Source organism: Blautia fusiformis, assembly GCF_020686995.1.
GTDB classification, from domain to species: Bacteria; Bacillota; Clostridia; order Lachnospirales; family Lachnospiraceae; genus Blautia_A; species Blautia_A fusiformis.
This window is the reverse complement of the sequence record NZ_JAJEPT010000002.1, coordinates 191342-212373: the sequence shown is the minus strand read 5'-3', so window position 1 is coordinate 212373 and position 21032 is coordinate 191342. Positions and strand designations below refer to the sequence as shown.

The following is a 21032-nucleotide window of genomic DNA, read 5'->3' as shown; positions in this document are numbered from 1 at the left end:
GATACAATAAATATCATTAGGAGGGCCTTTTATTATGGCAAGACAAAAGAAACCTGTACATCGTGTACAAATGACAGAAGGAAAACGAAACATCATCCATCAGCTCCTGGAAGAGTACGATATCCAATCTGCAGAAGACATTCAGGATGCGCTCAAGGATCTTTTAGGCGGCACCATTAAGGAAATGATGGAAGCTGAAATGGATGATCATCTTGGTTACGAAAAATCCGAACGCTCAGATAATGATGATTCTCGCAATGGTTATAAGCGGAAACAGGTCAACAGCCGGTATGGCTCGATGGAAATCGAAGTGCCACAGGATCGCAAATCAACGTTTGAACCACAGGTTGTGAAAAAACGTCAGAAAGATATTTCCGATATTGATCAGAAGATCATTTCCATGTATGCCAAAGGAATGACTACCCGGCAGATTTCCGAAACCATCGAAGATATTTATGGCTTTGAAACTTCTGAAAGCTTTATTTCTGATGTGACTGATAAGATCCTGCCACAGATCGAAGACTGGCAGAACCGGCCACTGGACGAGGTCTATCCCATTCTCTACATTGATGCAATCCATTATTCTGTAAGGGATAATGGCGTGATCCGAAAGCTTGCTGCTTACGTGATTCTGGGAATCAACACGGAAGAAAAAAAAGAAGTTTTAACCATCAGTATTGGCGATAATGAAAGCGCAAAATACTGGCTTTCTATTATGAATGAACTGAAAAATCGTGGTGTCAAAGATGTATTAATCATCTGTGCCGATGGTTTAACCGGAATCAAAGAAGCGATCGCAGCAGCTTTTCCAAAGACGGAATACCAGCGCTGTATTGTACACCAGGTAAGAAACACGTTGAAATATGTCCCGGATAAAGACAGAAAAGCCTTCGCTACAGATCTGAAAACCATTTATCAGGCCACGGATGAAAAGAAAGCTCTGGCAGCCTTAGAGCGTGTAACAGAAAAATGGACACCGAAATATCCGAATTCCATGAAGCGCTGGAAGGATAACTGGGACGCAATCTCGCCGATCTTTAAATTTTCAACGACGGTCAGAACGGTGATTTATACTACAAATGCTATTGAATCCCTGAATTCTACCTACCGGAAACTGAATCGCCAGAGAAGCGTATTTCCAAGCGATACAGCTCTATTAAAGGCACTGTATCTTGCCACATTTGAAGCTACGAAGAAATGGACCAGTACGATCCGCAACTGGGCACAGGTGTATGGTGAACTGAGTATTATGTACGAAGGACGCCTCCCAGAGTAACGAATAAACAGGCGAATAAGACGGGCGGAAAACCGCCTGCTCTTGACATGCCATTCAATAACTGTTATATATAAAACAAGGGTGAGAAGCCTGATTTTCAGGCTTGCCACCCTTGCATATCATAGAAGAATCTTATTTACAGACTTTTTCTCACAGTCTCTTCATGGAATGAAAAATATGCATACTTTTTTTGTTTCGTTGTCCTTAAAATATCCGCACATATCGTAATGCCCCGTCTCAAAGGTAATAAGCCTTAATCCATATTTTGCGGCATTAATTTTCATGCTCTTTTTCATGTCATTTGCAAAATCTATAAATTCCTTGGAATTTTTTCCCATAGTCATCTTTTATTGTTTTTCCCTGATATTTTCTGTATAGTTCTTCCAAAACGTTTTCCTTTCATATTCTGAACTTTTGAAATGATGTCGCCATTGATAACATTTTTATTATACAGGAATGAGGCGGTAATCGCAAACACAATCCACAATACAAAATGATATTCTTTTTTTCTGGATGTTTCTGTGATATACTTATACGCGATCGTATCAGACCGGAAAGGAAATATTATGTTACAAAAATTATATGTTTTTTTCAGGAAAGAAACCGTTTTGTCAATTGCAGTGATCCTGGCGCTTCTTTCTATGTTCTGGGTCAGACCGGATAAGGCTTATTTTACTTATATCGATTTCAGGACTCTCGGGCTCCTATTCTGTTTGATGGCAATTGTAGCTGGTTTGAAGGCTGTTGGTGTTTTTGATATACTTGCCAAAAAATTGCTTATGGGAACATCGGGAACTGTGGGTGTGATCAGGCTGTTGGTACTCTTATGTTTCTTCCTGTCAATGGTGATCACCAATGATGTGGCATTGATTACTTTTGTTCCTCTTGCACTGATCATTGTGCATAAACTGCCAAAGGAACTGGGCAATTACTGGCTTCTTAAAATAGTAGCCATGCAGACAATCGCTGCTAATCTCGGAAGCATGCTCACACCAATCGGAAATCCGCAGAACCTTTATCTATATGCCAGAGCAGGGATGTCCGCGGCAGAATTAATAACCCTGATGCTTCCCTATTCCGCCACAGCACTTATCATTCTTCTGATATGGATACAGGTAGCTGCTGCCAAAGCACCTCACGCATGCGGTTCCGAAAAAGATAAAACTCTTTTGGGATTCTCTGACAGAAAAGAACTTAACATGGAATACCTGGCCGCTTACCTGATCTTATTTACAATCTGCCTGCTCACTGTTGCACGTATCATTCCATACCAGATTCCTCTTGTATTGGTTCTTATATATATGCTGCTAAGAAACAGGGAAAATATAAGCAGGGTGGATTACTCCCTGCTTGCCACCTTTATCGCATTATTTATTTTTATCGGCAACCTTGGAAGGATTCCGCAATTCAGCAGTTTTCTGGAAAGAATCATGGCAGGAAGGGAAACACTTACTGCTGTTCTTGCCAGTCAGATTATGAGCAATGTTCCCGCTGCGCTTCTTTTATCCGGCTTTACAGATAATTACCGGGCTTTAATTGTCGGAACCAATATTGGAGGTCTCGGCACTCTGATTGCATCCATGGCAAGCCTGATAAGTTTCAAATATATTGCAAAAGAAAACAGGAATCTGAGAGGGAAGTATTTGGGAATATTCACAGCCTCCAATATTATATTCATGATATTCATGTTAATATTGTATTTTTTTCTTAGATAAAGGTTTTCCCGGAATTACAAAAGCTATAGCAATTCTTTCTTCGCAAAAAATTCTCCGCGGCACTCTCACATCCTGGAAGAAAAGCCGCGGAGAAATAAATATATTTTCGGTGCCAATACAAAGATCATTAATCTTTACACCACTTTACAACTTTTTCATAAAAAAATATCGTACAGGGCTTTCTGATGTATAATGAGTTTGCTCCAACAGCAGATATTTTGTTTTTTTAACTTGTACTAAATCTTGACATAGGACCAGTTCCCAGAACCAGAAGTCGAACACCATTATTTTCTTTTCCGTAAATTTCAGGAATATCATCCACTTTTGGATTGACTTTATAAAAAGTATTACTTTTATCTGCACCTGTTCTCTCCTCAATCAACCTTCTCATTTTACTGATAGGCGTAATACTCTCCAGTTCTTCCTCTGAAAAACCCAGTGCAAGTCCAAGATTTGCATCTGGATCCACATCTACAGCAAATACTTTTTTCCCTTCTTCTGCATACAGCCGTGCTAATACTGCAGATATCGTGGTTTTCCCTACTCCGCCTTTTCCAGTTACAGCAATTTTCATCTGTTATCTCCTTAAATGCTTCTTACTCCACTTCCTCCAGTTCTGTTCCTTCTGGAAGAATATATCCGCAGTTATCACATACTCCATCCTCTGCAAGTATTCCGTCTTTCACAAAGGCTTCAATGCCTCCCGTTTCATGACAGCGTGGACAATCTAATTCCCGTATCTTTTTCTGATTTCTTACATCCTGGCAATTGGCAAATCCAATTTTACCCATAGTGATTCCTCCATTTTCATTCCATATCAATTTGTCTTCGCAAAAAAGTTCCTACCATACGGGAAAAATTGCTGATATTACGAATATAGGCAAAATCTTTTCCATAGATTCTCTTTTCCACGGAGAGTTCTTCTTCATTCCCTACAAAAATACCAATTACGAAAATTCCCTGATTTCTGGCTCGGCGCACCTCATATGCAGTATCTTTCACAGCTCCTTCTCCGTCATAGATCTTGGGCTGGCGGGTTCCTGGTCGTTGTATGCTCATATCACATGGTTTTCCATCACTTAATACGATTAAAATCTTATTTTTTTCCGGTCGCTCCATGAGAGAGGAACAAACGTTTTTCAGTGCAAGCCCATCTCTGTTATTGGCATATGCCCGAAATTGAAAAATTCTTTCATTTGTTTCCCTTGGATCTTCATAATCCCGAAATCTCTGAAGTACTGTATATCCCCAGAAAGCACAGTATCCTGTCACCCGATGAGGAATTCCTGCCTGGCTTAATGCTTCACTGATAATATATCCCTGCGCCGCTACCTGAGCCTGTCTGCCAGCTTGGGAACCACTGGAATCAATCAGGACGTCTATTACAAACTCAGAATCTTCTGATCTCTTTTTTCTATTAAATAACTTGTCATCGTCTGTTCTTCCAATTTTCCATAACCTTTCAGGAACAAGCTGCCCTGCATCAGATCTGCTGACAAAATCATCCTTTCGGATTATAAGTGCCCGTTTCAGTGACTCTGCCAACACAGAAATATTTCTTTTGATGATCCAGTGATTATTTCCATAATAGGCTTTATTTTTTTCAAACTGCAGCTGAGAAAAACGGTATTGATTATTTTTTATCACAGGGTTCTGTAAAATTCCATCTGTAAGATACAGGATACAGTTTTTGTGGATTCCTGTACAAAATTTCCGGTTGACTCTGGCCTGCTCCGATTCACTTAGATACGATTTTCCGTAATTCAGTTCCACATATTCCCGTATCCGTCGCACTGCCTGTGGATTTATATTCTCCGAGTTTTCCGGAACTTCTTCATTTTCCGGAGAGAAATAAAATCTTTTTTTCTTTTTGTTTCTGATATCCAGACTCATCATCTTTTTTTTGAGATTAGAAAGATATTTTTGAATGATGTCTTCCATCTGTTCATCCGTCATGCATTCCTGCCACGCGTCATTGGCCAATGCCATATCCGGTAAATTCAGAATCTTCTCCAGATTTCCATTCCTTTTTTCAAAAGAGGGATCCAGAACATGATTATAAATCTCATCTATCACGTTTATGACCTCTTCCGTATTTTCCGCATCCTTCAAAGAAAGAATCTTGTACAATGCAATCTCTGCCTGTGGATCCATTCCCTCATCGTCTGTGTTCTCCAGAACATGCCTTATATACAGAAGCCTAATCCTGTGAATCAGGTCTGTTCCAGCTTTGTCTGATACCTGCTCTTCCTCGGCCTTTTCCAATTCTCTGAACGCCCGTTCTCTGATTTCCTTTGTTCCCAAACGTTCTCGAATGATAAAACGATTCACTGCAGCATCCATGCATAATCCGGCAAGAGGCAAAAGCATATCTTCTCCAGCAGAAAAATGTAATTTTTTCATCAAATACATGCCAAGTTTCTTCTGATCAAAATATCGTGCAAAGGCACCCTGCTTCACTGCCTCATACAGAACTGTTTGTTTTGAATAAACATATTTTTCTGTATCCGGTTCAAATTCCATATCATAATCACCACTGACTGTCCAAAAAAGATTTCTGATACGATTGCTGATCTCCAGACGATGTTCTTCCAGTTGTTCCGCCGGCCATCTGACATCCTCCATACAAGCTTACCCCCATATATCTTTTCCGGTCCAGGAAGATGGGATTCTGGTAGAAACCACATCTTCTACGATCTCTTTTTCAAATACATCAAAACTTTTATTTATGATCCCCATCTGGATTGCATCAATTGGAGAAAGTCCGCTTCTTGTTGCTTTTACAGCAGAAACCAATCCTCTCAGGTCAAGAGATTTTGTTGAGATTTCTCCATGATAAGCTTTGATCTGCAAATCCAGAAACAGTCCTGCAAAGGCTTTCAGTGCACTTTTTTTCCCATCTGGAAAATGTTGTCTTAATACAAAAAGGACACTATCCTCATCCATTTCAGGCATATCAATTACCATAAACCTTGAAACCAATGCTTCATTTAGCTCTCTGGTACCTGCGTAACCATAATTCATCGTGCCGATAAATCGTGTTGCCGGATGAAGTAAAATCCTGTTATATCCTGGAATATCGATTCTGCGCCGATGATCCAGTGTGGCATGCAATACAGAAACCGCATCATTTTTTGCCATATTGATTTCATCCAGGATTCCAAATCCTCCAAATTCCGCGCATTGGTAGATGGGGCCTTTCCGAAGGCGAACCTCATTATTTATAAAGGTATCCGTTCCGATCAGATCGGCACTGTCTGTATTTACATGAAAAGAAATGTCGTATTCCGGTCTTCCGAATATCCATGCCAGTGTCTCGCATAGTACATTTTTTCCTGTAGCTTTCGCACCGGAAAGTAACAGGTTATCTCCCTGAAGAAGCGCTGCTATTGACATTTCCAGAATCTTTTTCCCATAAAATAGGATATCCGGTTTTTCTACCCGTTCCTTTACCTGATCCTTTACCTCATAACGCATGTGAAAATCTCTCAGTTCTCCAATCAGTTCCTGCGCTATCTTCTGGTCTTCTAAATATTTTTCTATTTCTGTCCAATGATTTCTCATGAGGATTTTCCTTTCTTTGCAATTGGTTATACCAAATCAGATAATATTTCTGTTTACTTAATCTTCAAACTTTCAATCCTCCAACTCACAATCCTAATTTCTTTACAATTTCTCCCAGTGCACTTCTTACAGGAGAATCTTTCGGAAGCCGTATGATCGGCTTTCCAGCACAGTCATACTGATATACCTGGTCATCATGTGGTACAACCCCTAACAGTTCCAGTCCCTGATTTCGGATTTCTTCCAGAGTTCCGGCATCCAGTTTTCCATCTGGAACACGATTCACGATCAATCCGGTTTTCTGTGGTTTAAAGTTTAACTCCTTCATCAGCTTTGCAATACGTCCGGCCGCCTGAACACCTCTTCTGGAACAGTCACTTACAAGAATCGCAACTTCCATCATTGGCAGGATTCCTCTGCTGATATGTTCCATACCTGCTTCGTTATCAACCACAATATATGGATAATGGCTTTGCAGTTTCTGAACCTGGGTCTGCACAAGACCATTTACAAAACAATAGCAGCCCTGTCCCTGGGTTCGCCCCATTACCATCAAATCATAATCATCTTCTTCTGCAATTGCATCGGAGAGACGCATTTCCAGATAAGCCTGTTTTGTTATTCCTGTCGGAATCTGATACCGTGGATCAACTCCTGCACGTTCAATCTCTTCTCTCAGTTCTCCGAGTGTAATCTCCGGTTCAACGCCGAGCACTTCATTCAAATTCGCATTTGCATCTGCATCTACAGCTAAAACCGGATGTTTTCCATTTTCACATAAATATTGAATCAACAATCCACAAAGGGTTGTTTTCCCTACACCGCCTTTTCCTGATACAGCAATTACATGTCCCATGTTTTTCCTCCTAAAATTCTGAACAATCTGTTGACTTTTTCTTTAAATCTCATTATAGTTGTTACTATATAAATTACAATAATCAATCTGTGAGATTTGTATGGCTACTCAACACATCAGAAAAATTGTTGAGGAATCATATGATACCAATTCATACAGGAGTATATAATGTCAGAAAAAACGAGAAAACAAGATCGCCGTACCCGCTATACCAGGCAAACCATAAAAGATACGTTCTTAGAATTGTTAAAACAGAAGAGTTTTACGAAAATTACAGTTACAGAGATCTGCAAAAATGCTGAAATCAACCGTGGCACTTTTTATCTTCATTACTACGATATCCATGATGTATTATCAGATATTTTTAATGATATGACTCAGGATATGTTAACAACTGTAGATCATTTATTCTGTCTAAATCAAAAAAGCTGTTCCTATCCGTTCTGTCAGAAAATACAGATGGAATCACAATACAGGGCACTGTTTCTGGATGATGCAATTGCCCCCATTCTTCTGGAAAAATTAGCAGAAAATACAAAAGAAGGCTATGTGACCTGGCTTATGTCACACAGCCTCCTGACCTTTGAGCAGGCAGAATCGGTTTTTTATTTTCAAATGAATGGCTGCCTTTCCATCAACAGACTGATGCTACGTAATCACTGTAATGACTGGAAACAGATTCAGACAACAATTGACAAATTTATCAAAGCCGGACTGGAAAGTTTTCTGATCCATGATCAGAGGGAAGAAAATGCTTCCGATAATTTTTGCAGCAAAATTTCTCCAACTGTTACCGCAACTTCTACACTCAGATAATGATCGGCATGATCCTGAAGAAATATTTTGCCAGATGCAGGAAATTCTTCATCTGCAAACCATATCTTTAAAGTTACCGGATATCTTGGCAGGACTGGAAAAACAGCACACAAATCCGCCTTTGTCTCTGTGAATTCTGCACCCAGGTTTTTACATGCTTTCTGAATTTTCTCAGGATCTTTATCCTGCAAAAGCTTTTCCAGTTTCTGCTCTGCAGTCCGGTCAAACTTGGTTCCTCGAATCAATCCATCTTTCAGGTTACCAAAAGTAATGAGCTTCTGTGAACCTTCTGTTCCATCGGCCATATCCAGATAATGCAGCAATGTCAGATAATGCCATTCGTCCATGTTTGAGTTAATACGAAACTCAGGGAGTTGAATTTCAATCGTTTCATAAAAACTCAGTACTTCAAGCACATTTCGACTGCTATGAAAAACAGCCCCACTTTTTGCAGCAAGATCCTCTCCGGAACGATTTTGCAGCCGTTTTACTGCTGACTGCAACATTTCCTGAAATGCACGATTTTCTGTTTGATTTTTGTATTCCATAAGCTCTCCTTTGTGAACATTTATAGTATCATGTAATAATCAATGTTTATACAAGGATTTTAGTGTTCTCATAAATCTAACTTTGTCCGGATTCTCTTTTATCCATTCTTGGACAAAACTCATTACCTCAGTCATAGTTTCATAGATTTGTCTACGATCAGCATATTATACACTCCTCCGTAAGTTTCATTACTGTGTTGACTTTTCCTTTAAATTTCATTATAGTTGTAATTATATTATTTACAATCATCAAAATAATAAATATGCACAGTTTCTCAACACATTGAAAAGAACTGTTGAGAACTTGAAATGTTTTAGACAAACCAGAAATATTTTTGTCTCAAAAATGTGAAAAAAATCATTATATCATACTATAAGGAGTTTCTTATCATGAAATATTCAACAAAATTAAGCGATACTGTTCATGTGATGGTTCTGATTGCTATCAACCAGGAAAAATCTCTCTCCAGTGCCTCAATTGCAGAAAGTGTCCATACAAATCCCGGCTTTGTACGCCAGCTTATGTTAAAACTAAAAAAAGCCGGACTTATGACCAGTGTAGCCGGACATGCCCGTCCTTCTCTTTCAAAACCTGCAGATCAGATTACATTGCTGGATATTTATAAAGCAGTTGAAGGTGAGAAGCCGCTGCTTCATTTAGATACTCATACCAACCCTGATTGCGGCGTTGGCATTAATATTCAGTTGTCTTTACAGGAATTCTATAATGAAATCCAAAAAACTGCTGAAGAAAAAATGAATATGATTACTTTACAGGATATCATAGATACCTATTATCAGCGAACATCAATCCTCAATATCTCCCCGGTTAGCCATCACGGTTAAATTTTCATCCCGATTTACGGAAAGTGTTCCTACTACATCCGGTTCACCTTCCTTATGACCGGATTCAGGTTTCCCATAAATACTTCCTGCACAGCCGGATCAGGATTATCAAATCTTGCATCTATGGCTATCTGCATTTCTCTGCGTACCTCTTCTGGTGTTGTGTTGTACTTTTCTGCAATCTTTTCATTTATTATGAGTGTAGACATGCACAGTTTACGCTTTCATCTCGGTAATTGATTGCCGAGGATTCCTGCTTTTTATCCTAAAAAATTATACGGGACAGACTTTTTCTTCTCTTATCCAGAATATACGTCTGTCCAGAGCGGCGAAAATGTTAAAGCAGCCTGATCGTTCTGTTACTGCTGTCATGGAAGAGATCGGTTATTCCAACATTACGCATTTTTATAAAATTTTTGAGAAAAAGTTCCATATGACACCAGCGGAATACCGAAATACTTTATAAGTCCTGTATGTGTCTTATCTGTATACAATAGAAAAGAAAAAGCCTTATAATATTACTGCAAATAATATGTCCCTCAAATATGATTTTTAGATTGACTGTTCCTTAAGGGGCTATATCATTTACGACAAATATTATAAGGCTTTATATATTTTTACAGTTTCATAGCACTGCGGATGCAGTTCTCAATATATTCTTCTCCCAAATCTGTATTCAGGCTGAGATCAAAGTTTCCGGCTGCACCCCACATACGGCGGGTGTAATAACGGTAGTTATCTGCACGGAGTTTTTCATTTTTCTGAACCGTAGCTTTGGCTTCTCCCTCGGAGATATTCTGTCTCTGTGCCACTCTTCTAATTCTGCTCACAAGAGGCGCTGAAAAAAATACTTTCAGACAGTTTCCGGAATTTCTGAGAACGTAATCTGCACAACGGCCTACTATCACGCAGTTGCCTTTTTTCGCAAGATTACGTACAACCTGACATTCTGCCTCGAAAATCTTATCCTTCGGTGCTTCATCCTGCATATCCGCATTCAGATACATCTGATTAACCAGATCATAGATGAGACTGTTTGTCATGATCTCTTCGTTTTTCTTGATAAATTCCGGTGTGTATCCGGTGGTTCCTGCTGTCATCTGGATAATCTCCGCATCATAAAAATCATATCCCAACTTTTCTGCAAGAATCTTGCCAATATCGTGGCCGCCACTTCCAAACTGTCTTCCAATGGCGATAACATTTTTTCCATAGGTTCCTGCTGTCTGTTCTTTTGCTTCGTTCTCGTTTTCTGCAGATACGCTTTCCGGGAAAATCATATCTTTCAGGAATACAAGTTTCTTACCGATGAGTCTAGCGATAAAGCCTACCAGAAGGGCAGCAATAACGGTACCTTCTCTTACACCAGCCAGTCTTCCTGCAAATACGAAAGAAAGTACAGCAGCGATCACTGACATGGATACATCAAAACAGATCTTGGTTGTTCCGAAATTTGTTTTCCATGTAAGAACAATAGCACGGACAAAAGATTCTCCCGGAAGCATGACAACGTCTGCCAAGACCTCCATATATACACCTACGCCAAGAATCAGACATCCCATGAGAAGATATACAATCTTCATGATGTACGCTTCCGGATTGACCCAGGAAAAAAGAATCATGGTAAGATCAATAAAATATCCAAATATGATGGATACCGGAATCTGAAGGATGTGCTCCAATTTAAAGTTCTTTCTCAGGATGATCAACTGCAGTACGATCAGAAAGATACTGAAAAAGATGGTAAAATTTCCAAGTGTAAATGGAAAATTAAGACTTAATACGTAAGGAATTGATGAAATCGGGGATGTTCCTAGGTTTGCCTTTGTGATCAGACTGACTCCCAGGGAGTTTACAAACAATCCCACCAGAAATATTAAATATCGTTTTAGTTTCTCCATTTTTTATTTCCTCCTCATTTCATATCTGCAAGATTTCGATAGATCCGGCAAAAAATATCCATAAACAACTTCTGCTCTTCTTCGGAAATACCATTTAATGCAGTTTTTTCTATTTTCTTAAAAGCCTCCTCCACAAGCTTCTGATTTTTCTTTCCGGATTCTGTCATAAAAATATGAAAAGTACGACGGTTTCCATTGAGCATTTTTCTTTCGATCAGACCTTTTTCTTCCATACGGTTCAAAATGGACGTTAAAGATCCTGCCTCGATGAGGCATCCTGCCGCAATCTCTTTCTGGCTGGCACCATCGCGATCTTTCAGGTAATCCAATACTTTGGGCTGTCCCAAGGTAAGGCCTGTGTCTGCCAGCTGTTCCATTAGTTTTTTCTGGACAGTCATATGGTTTATCATAGACAGGTAGTGAAATGAATCATCCATTTATTATTTAGCTCCTTCTTTTATCATATAAATAGTTATAATTCAAACATTTGGAATTATAACTATATTTGTGGCGTATGTCAATAACTTTTTTAGTATATTGGAATCTTGTACAATGTATTACCCTCTTGATAATATAGTGTCTTTGTTTCAGGGTAATACCATGATATTAGCTCAAACTAAATCGTAATTGATACCTCATCAGCATTTTTCTTTTTTATTATTGTAAAATATTTTTTTACATTTTAACACTATTTTCCTCTTCTATTTGTTTGCAAAAAAAGCCATAAGATTTTCTTTTCAAAATCTTACAGCTCTTCTATCATGTTGCATCCCAAACATCATCTATACTTACATGTAATCCTGAGCGAAAGACACCTAAAAATTTCAACATCCCGGAGACGGAAACCCGGCATCCAGCCTTTTTGGCAGTTTCCGTCTTCTCAGACACTTCAAAATAAATGACTTCCGTCATTTTCCCAGAATGTTGATTGCTTTTTTAACACATCAAGTGCATCTTGGGCATCACGTAATTCACGTCTGAGACGGGCAATTTCCTTCTGCTTATCAGATGCATAATTACCAGAACCACGAACAGGAATATCACCTGATTCCCGGAAGTCTTTCAGCCATTTTGTTAATGTGCTGTATCCGATGCCAAGATTTTCTGCACATCCACGTATTCCGAGATCTTTGTGATCCTGATAGTACTGGACTGCATCAAGTTTATTTTCCATATATCTCATCCGTTACTGTTTCACACCATTCGGATGATGTTTTTTCTCCCGGTACTTCAATTGCCAGATGTGAAAACCATTCATCTGGTGCTGCTCCATGCCAGTGTTTTACTTCTGCCGGAATATTGACACAATCTCCGGGTTTCATTTCTACTGCTTCTTTTCCTTCTTCCTGATAGTATCCACGTCCTGCAATGCAGATAAGAATCTGTCCGCCTCCGCTTTTTGCATGATGAATATGCCAGTTATTCCTGCATTAAACTGGACTACCTCTCCGCAATCTCTTGTAGTTGCTGGCTTTAACGGCATACACATCTGTGCTTTGTGCGAATCTGTCCTGACGAGCAGTTTCTGCCAGGTTATTTTTCTGTTTCTTCCTCGTTCCAAACCTCTTTTGCAAGGTTGAATACTGCCCAGCCCTTTGGCCATCCTGCATAGAATGCTACGTGAGTAATAATCGCTGCGATTTCTTTTTGTGTTACCCCATGATCCTTTGCATTCTGTAAATGGAATTTTAAAGAAGAATCTGTAATTCCCTGTGCCATCAGTGCTACGACTGTGATAATGCTTCTTGTCTTTAAATCAATATCTTCATTGTTCCAGTTCTCTCCGAACAGAACATCATCGTTGAAATGTGCAAACTCCGGTGCAAATGTTCCCAGAGCATTTCTTCCTGCTGTCTGTGTAATCTTTGCCATGACATCAAACCTCCGTCTTTTTATTTATGGTAATTTGTTGTACTCTTCTTCTGGTAAAAACTCCAGCCATTCGTTGGAAGCTCCCTCTGCTGGAACTTCAACAGCCAAATGCTGGAACCAGCTGTCTTTCGCTGCCCCGTGCCAGTGTTTTACTTCTGGTGAAATATTTACTACATCTCCAGCTTTCAATTCACGAGCTGGTTTTCCTTCTTCCTGGTACCATCCTCTTCCACCAGTAACCAGAAGGATCTGTCCACCTTTATGATGGATGTGGTATGCATTGATTGTTCCCGGAGCGAAAGTAACCAGACCAACTGGTACTCTCTCTGTTGTAAGCATATTCAAATAGCATTCACCTGTAAAATACTTTGCGAATGCTACGTTTTCTTCACCGATTGGAAATACGTTACCTCCACCTAAGTCTTTTTTCATCTGTTCGATATCCATAAAAAATTCCTCCTTGCTCTTTTTATTTTATGGTACAACCTGAAGTAAGCTCTAGGTCAATAGATTTTGCAACTTTTTACATAAAGTTCATAATTTTTCTGTGACAGTTTGCATTTCAGGTACACTCTATTTCTTATCGGTATCATCATACTCCCATATTGCTTTCTATGTCCAATACCCATTATTATGGGTTGCTTAATGCCTTTTAAGCATAATCTGTTTCTATATCACAATGCAAAACAGATCTGCTGTATTCTGGCAGACCTACTTTGCATTATGATATAGCTTAAATCTGTTTGATAAGATTCAACTCTTTCTTGGATAGTGCTTTTTTTAACTTCTGGTTTTCCTTTATTAGATTCTCATTTTCGCTTTTCAGTTTCTGTAGCTGTTGCCGGAGCAGATTCATTTCCGCTTCCATCGCCTGACTGATAATGTTTCTCCTTGGATCCACCATACCAGCCTGCTGTTCCATTGCTGTATCAATCTCACCTCTTACAATCGGATTCTTGTAAAAGAATCCTCTAGATAAACCAGTCTTTTGCATCAGTGCTGGTACGGACACCTTTTCTCTCTCCAACACCATTGTCCGTATTGTCAGGACTGCCCGTTCCACTTTTTCTTCGCTCTTTCTTTTATTCAATTCCAGCATCTTGTCGTATTTGCTCATATTCTTCTCCCCATCCGTCCAGATTTGCTAAGATAATCTGTGACATAAGATTTCTTACTTCCCTTGTCTCATCTGCCAGTCGCTGATTGCTCATTTTCCGGTAGTACTGGACGCTTTTCACTCCTTTATGACCCAGGAGCTTTGCTATGGTCCAATCATCCACATGGAGTTCTGTCAGCTTTACCCCATAACAGTGCCGGAACATATGCGTTCCAAATCCGAATAATTTCCCGCTGTCATCTCGGATATCTTTTTCATAGATCATTCGAAGCACTTTATCCTGCAAGGTTTGGTAACTGATTGGTCTCTCCGGTTTGTTCTCGTCCGCAAAGATATAAATGCTTTCAGGATAATGCTCATTTGCATAACTGACTGCCTTTCCAATCAGCTGTGCCAGCTCCCGGCTGATCGGTTTTTCATATCTTCTTGTTTTCGGCTGGTATATGATAATCATATCCTGACGGTCATGTTTATAAAGGCAGTCTTTCCGCAAGGTCAGCGTGTCGGAAATTCTGGTTCCAAGCATCTGGTGGATGATCATTGCCCTTGCTATCTGCTCTTCCATTTTTACAATCTGGGCATTCAGTCTTTTCAGCTCACTGTCCGAATAAGATTTGAATTCTGCTTTCCGTTCTGGCGGAAAATCAGATTTTAAAAACAGTTTTGTAAGATGTGGAAAATCATAAATTTTTCCGATTGTTTCCAGCACATTTCGAAGCTTTAGCAGGTCATCCCGGATGCCATTCCCTCCGTTTGATTCTACCTTGATGTTGATTAAAAATTGTTCTATGATCTCCCGGTCAATCTCTTCGCAGGTGCTGATCTTGGAATGCTTTTCATCCAAATACTTTGAAAATTTATTCATGGCGGACAGTTCACGTTTTATACTGCCAAGGGCTTCGGTTTTCAGATGATGGTAAATTGCTTTTTTTACTTCTTCCCGAATATCTGGTTGCCGGATTCCTCTGAAATTTAGTGTCTTATGGTTGACAATCGGATTTGTCCGCAGGATAAGCGGAAGCCTTTCCAGATGCCAGATATCCTTTGCCAGCTCATTGGTTTCTGATCGGTCCAGTGTAAATTCCAGAAGGCTTTCAAAATACCGGATCAGGGCAGCTTTTTCCACCGATTCAGTCTGAATGTTCGTCACTTTATGCTTCGTCAAAGCCCTACCGTTTTGTATCATCCACATTTTCAACTGCTTTATCCAGAAGTCTTTTTCTCTGTCAAGCAGGCTGTTTTCCTGATGGGACGACTTCTGAAAAAATTCACATAAGCTGTTAAAATAATGCCTTTCCCTTTTTATGGTCAGGATGGATACCTGCGTTCCACGGTAGTAAATGTATTCGACAAATTCTGTCTGAAGCTGGTTTCCCGGCAGTTTATCCAGATCAAAATATTGTTCCTTATTCAGCTTTTCCTTTTGCTCATCGGTAGCCAGCTTATAACATTCCAGTTGTTGGAATTTCAGTTTATTATCCATGCTTCTCTCCTTTCTGCATACAGGCAAGCAGGCTGTTTTCCTCTTCCTCAAAGTATGCGTCATTTTCTTTAGCAATTTTTCTTGGCATATAATCTATATACTGCATGGTCATTTCCTCAAACGTATGTCCCAGATAGTCCCGGATGCTTTGGATTGATACGCCATGCTCATAAAAATTGGTTGCTACGGTATGTCGGTAATCATGAGACTTAAAAATATATTCTCTATTCTGTATGCCTATCTGGGAGCAGTATTTTTTCATCTGCCCCATGAAGGTGCTTTTGGAAAATGCTCCACCTTTCCGATTCCGAAAAATGTATGCTTCTTTTTCGGTAGGGTGCTTTTTCAGATAAACCTGCATCAGACGATACAATGTTACCGGAATGGGAACCCTTTTATAATTTTTCATTTTCACCTGGTAGACCTTCATCCAGCAGTCACCATTCTGGATATAATACGCATCCCCTTTTAAGGTGCAGACCTCACTGATCCGGAGTCCCACACACCAGAGATGTAAAAACATCATTCTCAGGTGTTCAGGAAACTGTGAGAGGTTTTGGATAATTTCCATATACACATCCTCTTCCACACTTCTGTCATGGTGGACTGGGATCTGTTTTTCCAAGTAATACGATGCATAAAACGGAACCTTTTTTATATACCCCTTTACTTCCAGAAATTTCATAAAAAACTGTATTCCCGAAACATTGGTATTAAATGTCTTTGCTCCCATAGCACCATTCTGCAAATTCTTTAAATATACATCAATCAGGCTGGCATCACACTTGGTAACTTCCAGTTCGCTGATCTCCTGCAAAAAATTTCGAATGGTTCGGAATCTTTCGTACACCGTACTGAGCGCCAGTTCTCCGATTCCAATTTCGTACTTCATATATTCCTGAAGCAGCAATCGATTCTTGGGCTGTAAAACTTCCTGAAATGATATTTTTTCTATACTGTCACTCTGGTTTATTCTTTCTTTGGCAATACGAAACCGCTCTAAATACCAGATGGTAGCATCCCATCTTGTTTCATCAGTTTCTATAAAAATCACTTTACGGGCAGTTTCCACAATGCTCTTCAGTCGTTTTCGCCGTTGCTCTTTCTCGACTTTCTGCTTCAGGTAGTCCTGAAATGCTGTTTCCTGTTCCAGCTCCAGAAGCTGGATATCTGTAATCTGCTCCCGGATGCAAAATTCGTAAAAAAGCTGTAGCCCGGTCAGTTTATATTCCCTCAGTCTGGAAATTTCATAATTCTCCAGAATATATTCCAGCACGGTAAAAATCTGACGTTTCAGTTTCTCACTGGCTGCCGCTTTAAAATTCCAGACCATGTTGCTCCGACACCGTACCGTTTCCACACTCTTTACGATTACAGGATCTGAGTGGTATGGAACAAAAAGTATTTCATTTTTATATTTCCATTCACATTCCCTCTGTCCAGCCGGAGTTTTCATCCGTTCCCGGATGTACGCCTGCCGTATCCGGTCGAACGTTCCGGTATATCGGTAAATGTAATTTCGCTTTATCAGCGGTGTTATGTATAATTCAAATTTCATTCGCAGTTCATAATCTATTTCCGAAAGATGTTCTACCATCTCATCTGCCAGAAACAGCAGAATCTGTTCTGTAATGGAACTTCCTGCTTCCTCTTTTGCAAACTCCCGGATTTCTTTTCGTAGCTGCTCAATCCGCCTGCTCCGTTCTTGTTCTGCCTCTATAAAAGACTGTAAAAACGCAGGCATAAAAACCACCTCCTATAGCAATTCCTCAATCCCATACAGGGAGGAGTGTTTCTCGTAGAATTCCTGGCTGGCATCCAGCAGTTCATCATCCACAATGTCCAGATAATTGATGGTTGTCTGGATGTGGCGGTGTCCATAGGCCAGCTGTATCAGTTCCAGCGACCATCCTGCTTTTCTCCGCTCATTTCCAAAGTAATGCCGGAGCATATGAGGCGTGATCTTAATCCCTGTTTTCTTATCCATTCTTTTTAGCATGGAGTATACTGCTTCCACGTTCATTGGTTTTCCGATATTATCCCCGGAAATATTCACAAACAGGCTTGTCTGGTGCTGAAGTAGTTTTCGGTACTCTGCGATATACAGATTTAAAAAGCCGAAGGTATCTTTGCTGATCTTCGCACTTCGGTATTCTGCATTCTTTGCTCTCGCTCCATTTTCATTGTCCTCACGGAAATATACCCGGATTATGTGGTTCTGATAATCAATGTCCTTACTGTAATCAATTCCTAAGATCTCACCGATTCGGTAGCCTGTCTCTGCCAGAAGCAGCATGAGAAGCCGATCTCTTATATTGGTACACGCTTTCAAGATTTCCACAATTTCATCTTTCTTTGCTGCTCTCGCCTTATGCTCTTCCTCTTTTAAATAGCCTTTGAAACTCTTTGATCGTATGCTTTTCTTTACGCCTACTGCATCCACGGCTACAAAATAATTATAGGACAGGACTTTCAGCTCCCCGAACTGCTGGTACTCTTCTTCTATAAAAAGATAGAACCTGAACACATCTCTTAAGTATGCGTTGCAGGTTCCATTGTTTGGAGATCTGTGATTTTTATCTCTGGTATGCTTCCCGGCTTTCAGCCAGTATAAAAATTCCACAAAGTGATTTGTCTGTTCAACATAAGGCATTTGATATACGTCTGTCAATTCCTTTTTCTTTTCATGGATGTATTCCAGATAGTACAGGATTGCAAGTGCGGAGCGCCGCACCGTATTCGGTGAACATTTACTCCGTATCTTGTGCATCAGATATTTGGTTGGAAGCAGGACGATATCCAGTGTTTCCACATCTCTGATAAAGAAATAAACGGTGGAACCCTCTCTTTCTTTTTCCAGTTCATATCGTCTCATTCCTGCTCACTTCCTTTCCTCTAACGCTATACACAGTATACCCAACTCATGCCGATAAAGCTATCACAAATACCACCAATTCGTTCAAAACCGCTCCTGAAATACCACTAAACTTTTTGTCTTATTTTCTGTCCAGATCTGGGCAGAACCAACAACACCACGGATGTTATCAGCTGTAGTAACGCTCCACTTTCCGGCTTCGGATAAAGTCCTCTACTTCATCGATTTTTTCTGCCATCTGGCACTTTGGCAGGGCGTCCAGAACATCTCCCCGGTACTTTCCTTTCTTTGCCGCTCGGTGGTCTAAAATGGACACTACACAGGTGTCCTGCTCCGTCCGGATCGCCCGTCCGAATCCCTGGCGCAGTTTCTTCTGCATATCTGGAACAACAACATTTTGAATGTAGGATTCCAGTGATCGGTATTGTTCCCTTTGTGCTTCATGGATGGGATCCGGTACAGCAAACGGCAATTTTACAATGATCAGGGACGATACCATATCCCCCGGAAAATCCACACCTTCCCAACAGGAGCCGGCTGCAAACAGAACGGCATTTTCCATCTTCTTAAACCGTGCGATTTCTTCCTGTGAGTTTCTCCATACCTGCACCATCGGGAACGGGATCTGATCCCGCAGGAGCTGCTGCACATTTCCCATCAGGGTATAAGATGTAAACAGTACCAGTGTATGCCCAAAAGTAGAACACACCAGATCACGGATCTGGCCTGCAAGTTGCTCGGCCTCTTCCCGGCTTCCCTTGAGCGTCGCTTTTAAATTCTCAGGAATATAAAGCAGACAGTTCTCTCTGTAACAAAATGGGGATTCTGCTACACACTCCCGGACTCTGCTTTTCTTTTCCAGCCCGGTCATCTGTCTGGTCCTTACAAACCCATTTCCGGCTTTTAAAGTTCCACTGGTGAGAATCGAGGGAAATCCCCTGTCCCATAAGGAATCATGGAGAAACCTTGGAATCTCTCTGCTAACAGCCATAAACACAGGATCTCCCCTGCCGTCTGGCTGAAGAAATAAAACGTATCTGGTATCCTTCTTCAGAAACCAGCCGAACAGCTCTTCCATCTCTTCCAGCCGCCGGAAGATCCAGTAAGGGACATTTCCAGCAAGTCTTTTAAGCATAAGACTGAGATTCCCCCTTACCTGCTCCAGAGAAGATCGGCACTTTGCCGGAAAATAGAAATTTTCTTTTCCAGCTATGTCATCTCCCATCCCGGCCTGATCCTTACGGATTTCCATTGAAAGTGTATTAAACCAATCCTGTAGTCTCTTACCTTCCGAACTTTTATGCTCCCTGTTTAAGAAATGCGAGATTTCCTGCACATCCTCTCTTCCAATACTTCTCCCATACATCTGGCTGGCAGCTTCTGGGAGCTTATGTGCTTCATCTACTACCAATGCTCTGTAATCTGCCAGCAGAGGCCGGTATTCATTCATCCGGTGCATGGCGTCTGCCAGAAGATAATTGTGATTGCATATCTGTATAAAAACTTCCTCTTTTTTGGAAACATCCAAATATTTCTGATAACGGCATCCTGCTTTCCCCGGACACTCCCTGGAGCAGAATTTCGGTACGCACACCAGCCTGCGGTCAAAACCGCTCAGGTTATGTACGGAATCTAAATCAAAGTTATGCCGGAGGGACTTCAATGCCTCCATCTGTGCCTGATTTTTATTCTTATCCCGGACTGCCTCCAGTCTTTGGGCCAGCCTGTAATCGCACACAAAATGTTCCTTTCCCTTGCGGACAACTGCCTTTAATTCTCCCTGAAGCAGATCTGCTTTTAACAGTACATCCGATAAAAAAGGAACATATTCCTCTATGATAGCTTTCTGTAGGGCAATGCTGGAAGTGGATACCACCACAGGCCGCCTGTCACATCCCGAATAACCGGAATGCAGTACACTATATTTCCGCATCAGGATGCAGGCAGTCAGATAGGCATAGGTTTTTCCAATGCCCACTCCTGCATCACAGAGCGTGATCTCATTTTTCATAAGGGCATCCAGCATTTCATGGCAGAGACGGATCTGTTCTTCTCTTACGTGAAGCCCGGCTTCCGGTAGAAGCTCCCGAAAGATCTGTTCCACTTCGCCATGTGCCCTTTTCTGATATTCATTTTTATAACACATTACTTCTCCTTGCCAGA

The 21032-nt window shown here is 40.6% G+C and carries 22 protein-coding genes and 2 pseudogenes; 5 read left to right on the top strand and 19 right to left on the bottom strand.

What is annotated here, in order from left to right; translation table 11 throughout:
* Nucleotides 1–34: 34 nt before the first annotated feature.
* Nucleotides 35–1276, top strand: a complete 1242-nt coding sequence (locus LKD46_RS02900) for an IS256 family transposase (RefSeq protein ID WP_227573781.1) — start codon at nt 35–37, stop codon at nt 1274–1276.
* 161 nt (nt 1277–1437) lie between these two features.
* Here the strand turns inward: LKD46_RS02900 and LKD46_RS02895 are convergent, their stop codons facing one another.
* Nucleotides 1438–1614, bottom strand: coding sequence for a hypothetical protein (locus LKD46_RS02895; protein WP_161215702.1), 177 nt, complete (start codon nt 1612–1614; stop codon nt 1438–1440).
* Nucleotides 1615–1842: 228 nt separating this feature from the next.
* On the opposite strand from LKD46_RS02895, the gene LKD46_RS02890 reads away from it, so the two are divergent.
* Nucleotides 1843–2991, top strand: coding sequence for an SLC13 family permease (locus LKD46_RS02890; protein ID WP_129974451.1), 1149 nt, complete (start codon nt 1843–1845; stop codon nt 2989–2991).
* 226 nt (nt 2992–3217) lie between these two features.
* Here LKD46_RS02890 and LKD46_RS02885 read toward each other — a convergent pair whose 3' ends face one another.
* From LKD46_RS02885 to LKD46_RS02865, 5 genes are all read right to left on the bottom strand, one after another.
* Nucleotides 3218–3565: a nucleotide-binding protein gene (locus tag LKD46_RS02885; RefSeq protein ID WP_330383230.1), complete on the bottom strand. Its 348-nt coding sequence runs from the start codon at nt 3563–3565 to the stop codon at nt 3218–3220.
* Between the two features lie 22 nt (nt 3566–3587).
* Nucleotides 3588–3782 carry a hypothetical protein gene (locus tag LKD46_RS02880; RefSeq protein WP_173775303.1) on the bottom strand — a complete coding sequence of 65 codons (195 nt, stop codon included), beginning with the start codon at nt 3780–3782 and terminating at the stop codon, nt 3588–3590.
* A gap of 16 nt (nt 3783–3798) precedes the next feature.
* The gene (locus tag LKD46_RS02875; RefSeq protein ID WP_227573780.1) at nt 3799–5616 is read right to left on the bottom strand and encodes a cobaltochelatase CobT-related protein; all 1818 of its coding nucleotides are present in this window, start codon (nt 5614–5616) and stop codon (nt 3799–3801) included.
* Nucleotides 5617–5622: 6 nt separating this feature from the next.
* Nucleotides 5623–6555, bottom strand: a complete 933-nt coding sequence (locus LKD46_RS02870; protein WP_015524504.1) for an AAA family ATPase — start codon at nt 6553–6555, stop codon at nt 5623–5625.
* Between the two features lie 85 nt (nt 6556–6640).
* Nucleotides 6641–7411: an ATP-binding protein gene (locus tag LKD46_RS02865; protein ID WP_092070354.1), complete on the bottom strand. Its 771-nt coding sequence runs from the start codon at nt 7409–7411 to the stop codon at nt 6641–6643.
* A gap of 168 nt (nt 7412–7579) precedes the next feature.
* Here LKD46_RS02865 and LKD46_RS02860 point away from each other — a divergent pair, with 168 nt between their 5' ends.
* Entirely contained in the window at nt 7580–8227 is a 648-nt protein-coding gene (locus tag LKD46_RS02860) for a TetR/AcrR family transcriptional regulator (RefSeq protein WP_227573779.1), read from the top strand.
* Here the strand turns inward: LKD46_RS02860 and LKD46_RS02855 are convergent.
* The gene (locus tag LKD46_RS02855; RefSeq protein ID WP_227573778.1) at nt 8149–8775 is read right to left on the bottom strand and encodes a DUF3786 domain-containing protein; all 627 of its coding nucleotides are present in this window, start codon (nt 8773–8775) and stop codon (nt 8149–8151) included. The genes LKD46_RS02860 and LKD46_RS02855 overlap by 79 nt on opposite strands.
* A gap of 390 nt (nt 8776–9165) precedes the next feature.
* On the opposite strand from LKD46_RS02855, the gene LKD46_RS02850 reads away from it, so the two are divergent.
* Both LKD46_RS02850 and LKD46_RS16840 read left to right on the top strand, forming a co-directional pair.
* Complete coding sequence (locus tag LKD46_RS02850; protein WP_110102406.1) at nt 9166–9621, top strand: Rrf2 family transcriptional regulator; 456 nt, start codon at nt 9166–9168, stop codon at nt 9619–9621.
* 226 nt (nt 9622–9847) lie between these two features.
* On the top strand, nt 9848–10087 hold the full coding sequence (locus LKD46_RS16840; RefSeq protein WP_110102405.1) for a helix-turn-helix transcriptional regulator: 240 nt from the start codon (nt 9848–9850) through the stop codon (nt 10085–10087).
* A 151-nt stretch (nt 10088–10238) separates the two neighbouring features.
* On the opposite strand, the gene LKD46_RS02835 is transcribed toward LKD46_RS16840, so the two are convergent.
* The 12 genes and pseudogenes from LKD46_RS02835 to LKD46_RS02780 all read right to left on the bottom strand — a co-directional run bounded on the left by LKD46_RS02835 (nt 10239) and on the right by LKD46_RS02780 (nt 21015).
* Nucleotides 10239–11522, bottom strand: a complete 1284-nt coding sequence (locus tag LKD46_RS02835; protein WP_110102403.1) for a cytidylate kinase family protein — start codon at nt 11520–11522, stop codon at nt 10239–10241.
* Nucleotides 11523–11536: 14 nt separating this feature from the next.
* On the bottom strand, nt 11537–11959 hold the full coding sequence (locus LKD46_RS02830; RefSeq protein WP_110102401.1) for a MarR family winged helix-turn-helix transcriptional regulator: 423 nt from the start codon (nt 11957–11959) through the stop codon (nt 11537–11539).
* Between the two features lie 452 nt (nt 11960–12411).
* Nucleotides 12412–12696, bottom strand: a complete 285-nt coding sequence (locus LKD46_RS02825; protein ID WP_227573777.1) for a helix-turn-helix domain-containing protein — start codon at nt 12694–12696, stop codon at nt 12412–12414.
* A pseudogene (locus LKD46_RS02820) lies at nt 12686–12952 on the bottom strand (cupin domain-containing protein); the annotation flags it as partial. The pseudogene LKD46_RS02820 and the gene LKD46_RS02825, both read right to left, overlap by 11 nt.
* Nucleotides 12847–13083: a hypothetical protein gene (locus LKD46_RS02815; RefSeq protein WP_227573776.1), complete on the bottom strand. Its 237-nt coding sequence runs from the start codon at nt 13081–13083 to the stop codon at nt 12847–12849. The pseudogene LKD46_RS02820 and the gene LKD46_RS02815, both read right to left, overlap by 106 nt.
* A pseudogene (locus tag LKD46_RS02810) lies at nt 13073–13394 on the bottom strand (carboxymuconolactone decarboxylase family protein); the annotation flags it as partial. The gene LKD46_RS02815 and the pseudogene LKD46_RS02810, both read right to left, overlap by 11 nt.
* A gap of 24 nt (nt 13395–13418) precedes the next feature.
* Nucleotides 13419–13841 (bottom strand): cupin domain-containing protein, encoded by a 423-nt coding sequence (locus LKD46_RS02805; protein ID WP_008400007.1) that lies wholly within the window; start codon nt 13839–13841, stop codon nt 13419–13421.
* A gap of 286 nt (nt 13842–14127) precedes the next feature.
* A complete protein-coding gene (locus LKD46_RS02800; protein WP_227573775.1) occupies nt 14128–14511 on the bottom strand; it encodes a DUF6262 family protein in 384 nt (127 codons plus the stop codon).
* On the bottom strand, nt 14477–15994 hold the full coding sequence (locus LKD46_RS02795; protein WP_015535740.1) for a tyrosine-type recombinase/integrase: 1518 nt from the start codon (nt 15992–15994) through the stop codon (nt 14477–14479). The genes LKD46_RS02800 and LKD46_RS02795 overlap by 35 nt, the downstream gene beginning before the upstream one ends.
* On the bottom strand, nt 15987–17738 hold the full coding sequence (locus tag LKD46_RS02790) for a tyrosine-type recombinase/integrase (protein WP_173703543.1): 1752 nt from the start codon (nt 17736–17738) through the stop codon (nt 15987–15989). Before LKD46_RS02790 ends, LKD46_RS02795 begins: the two co-directional genes overlap by 8 nt.
* Before the next feature lie 12 nt (nt 17739–17750).
* The gene (locus LKD46_RS02785; protein ID WP_015533399.1) at nt 17751–18869 is read right to left on the bottom strand and encodes a tyrosine-type recombinase/integrase; all 1119 of its coding nucleotides are present in this window, start codon (nt 18867–18869) and stop codon (nt 17751–17753) included.
* A gap of 169 nt (nt 18870–19038) precedes the next feature.
* A complete protein-coding gene (locus tag LKD46_RS02780) occupies nt 19039–21015 on the bottom strand; it encodes an ATP-dependent DNA helicase (protein ID WP_227573774.1) in 1977 nt (658 codons plus the stop codon).
* Nucleotides 21016–21032: the final 17 nt, after the last annotated feature.

What these genes read in the sequence shown, in the direction of transcription:
- LKD46_RS02780 (WP_227573774.1), bottom strand. Translation starts at nt 21,015, where the DNA reads ATGTGTTATAAAAATGAATATCAGAAAAGGGCACATGGCGAAGTGGAA.
- LKD46_RS02785 (WP_015533399.1), bottom strand. Translation starts at nt 18,869, where the DNA reads ATGAGACGATATGAACTGGAAAAAGAAAGAGAGGGTTCCACCGTTTAT.
- LKD46_RS02805 (WP_008400007.1), bottom strand. Translation starts at nt 13,841, where the DNA reads ATGGATATCGAACAGATGAAAAAAGACTTAGGTGGAGGTAACGTATTT.
- LKD46_RS02865 (WP_092070354.1), bottom strand. Translation starts at nt 7,411, where the DNA reads ATGGGACATGTAATTGCTGTATCAGGAAAAGGCGGTGTAGGGAAAACA.
- LKD46_RS02885 (WP_330383230.1), bottom strand. Translation starts at nt 3,565, where the DNA reads ATGAAAATTGCTGTAACTGGAAAAGGCGGAGTAGGGAAAACCACGATA.
- LKD46_RS02900 (WP_227573781.1), top strand. Translation starts at nt 35, where the DNA reads ATGGCAAGACAAAAGAAACCTGTACATCGTGTACAAATGACAGAAGGA.
- LKD46_RS02855 (WP_227573778.1), bottom strand. Translation starts at nt 8,775, where the DNA reads ATGGAATACAAAAATCAAACAGAAAATCGTGCATTTCAGGAAATGTTG.
- LKD46_RS02890 (WP_129974451.1), top strand. Translation starts at nt 1,843, where the DNA reads ATGTTACAAAAATTATATGTTTTTTTCAGGAAAGAAACCGTTTTGTCA.
- LKD46_RS02800 (WP_227573775.1), bottom strand. Translation starts at nt 14,511, where the DNA reads ATGAGCAAATACGACAAGATGCTGGAATTGAATAAAAGAAAGAGCGAA.
- LKD46_RS02790 (WP_173703543.1), bottom strand. Translation starts at nt 17,738, where the DNA reads ATGCCTGCGTTTTTACAGTCTTTTATAGAGGCAGAACAAGAACGGAGC.
- LKD46_RS02835 (WP_110102403.1), bottom strand. Translation starts at nt 11,522, where the DNA reads ATGGAGAAACTAAAACGATATTTAATATTTCTGGTGGGATTGTTTGTA.
- LKD46_RS02880 (WP_173775303.1), bottom strand. Translation starts at nt 3,782, where the DNA reads ATGGGTAAAATTGGATTTGCCAATTGCCAGGATGTAAGAAATCAGAAA.
- LKD46_RS02825 (WP_227573777.1), bottom strand. Translation starts at nt 12,696, where the DNA reads ATGGAAAATAAACTTGATGCAGTCCAGTACTATCAGGATCACAAAGAT.
- LKD46_RS02850 (WP_110102406.1), top strand. Translation starts at nt 9,166, where the DNA reads ATGAAATATTCAACAAAATTAAGCGATACTGTTCATGTGATGGTTCTG.
- LKD46_RS02875 (WP_227573780.1), bottom strand. Translation starts at nt 5,616, where the DNA reads ATGGAGGATGTCAGATGGCCGGCGGAACAACTGGAAGAACATCGTCTG.
- LKD46_RS02870 (WP_015524504.1), bottom strand. Translation starts at nt 6,555, where the DNA reads ATGAGAAATCATTGGACAGAAATAGAAAAATATTTAGAAGACCAGAAG.
- LKD46_RS02895 (WP_161215702.1), bottom strand. Translation starts at nt 1,614, where the DNA reads ATGGGAAAAAATTCCAAGGAATTTATAGATTTTGCAAATGACATGAAA.
- LKD46_RS02860 (WP_227573779.1), top strand. Translation starts at nt 7,580, where the DNA reads ATGTCAGAAAAAACGAGAAAACAAGATCGCCGTACCCGCTATACCAGG.
- LKD46_RS02830 (WP_110102401.1), bottom strand. Translation starts at nt 11,959, where the DNA reads ATGGATGATTCATTTCACTACCTGTCTATGATAAACCATATGACTGTC.
- LKD46_RS02795 (WP_015535740.1), bottom strand. Translation starts at nt 15,994, where the DNA reads ATGGATAATAAACTGAAATTCCAACAACTGGAATGTTATAAGCTGGCT.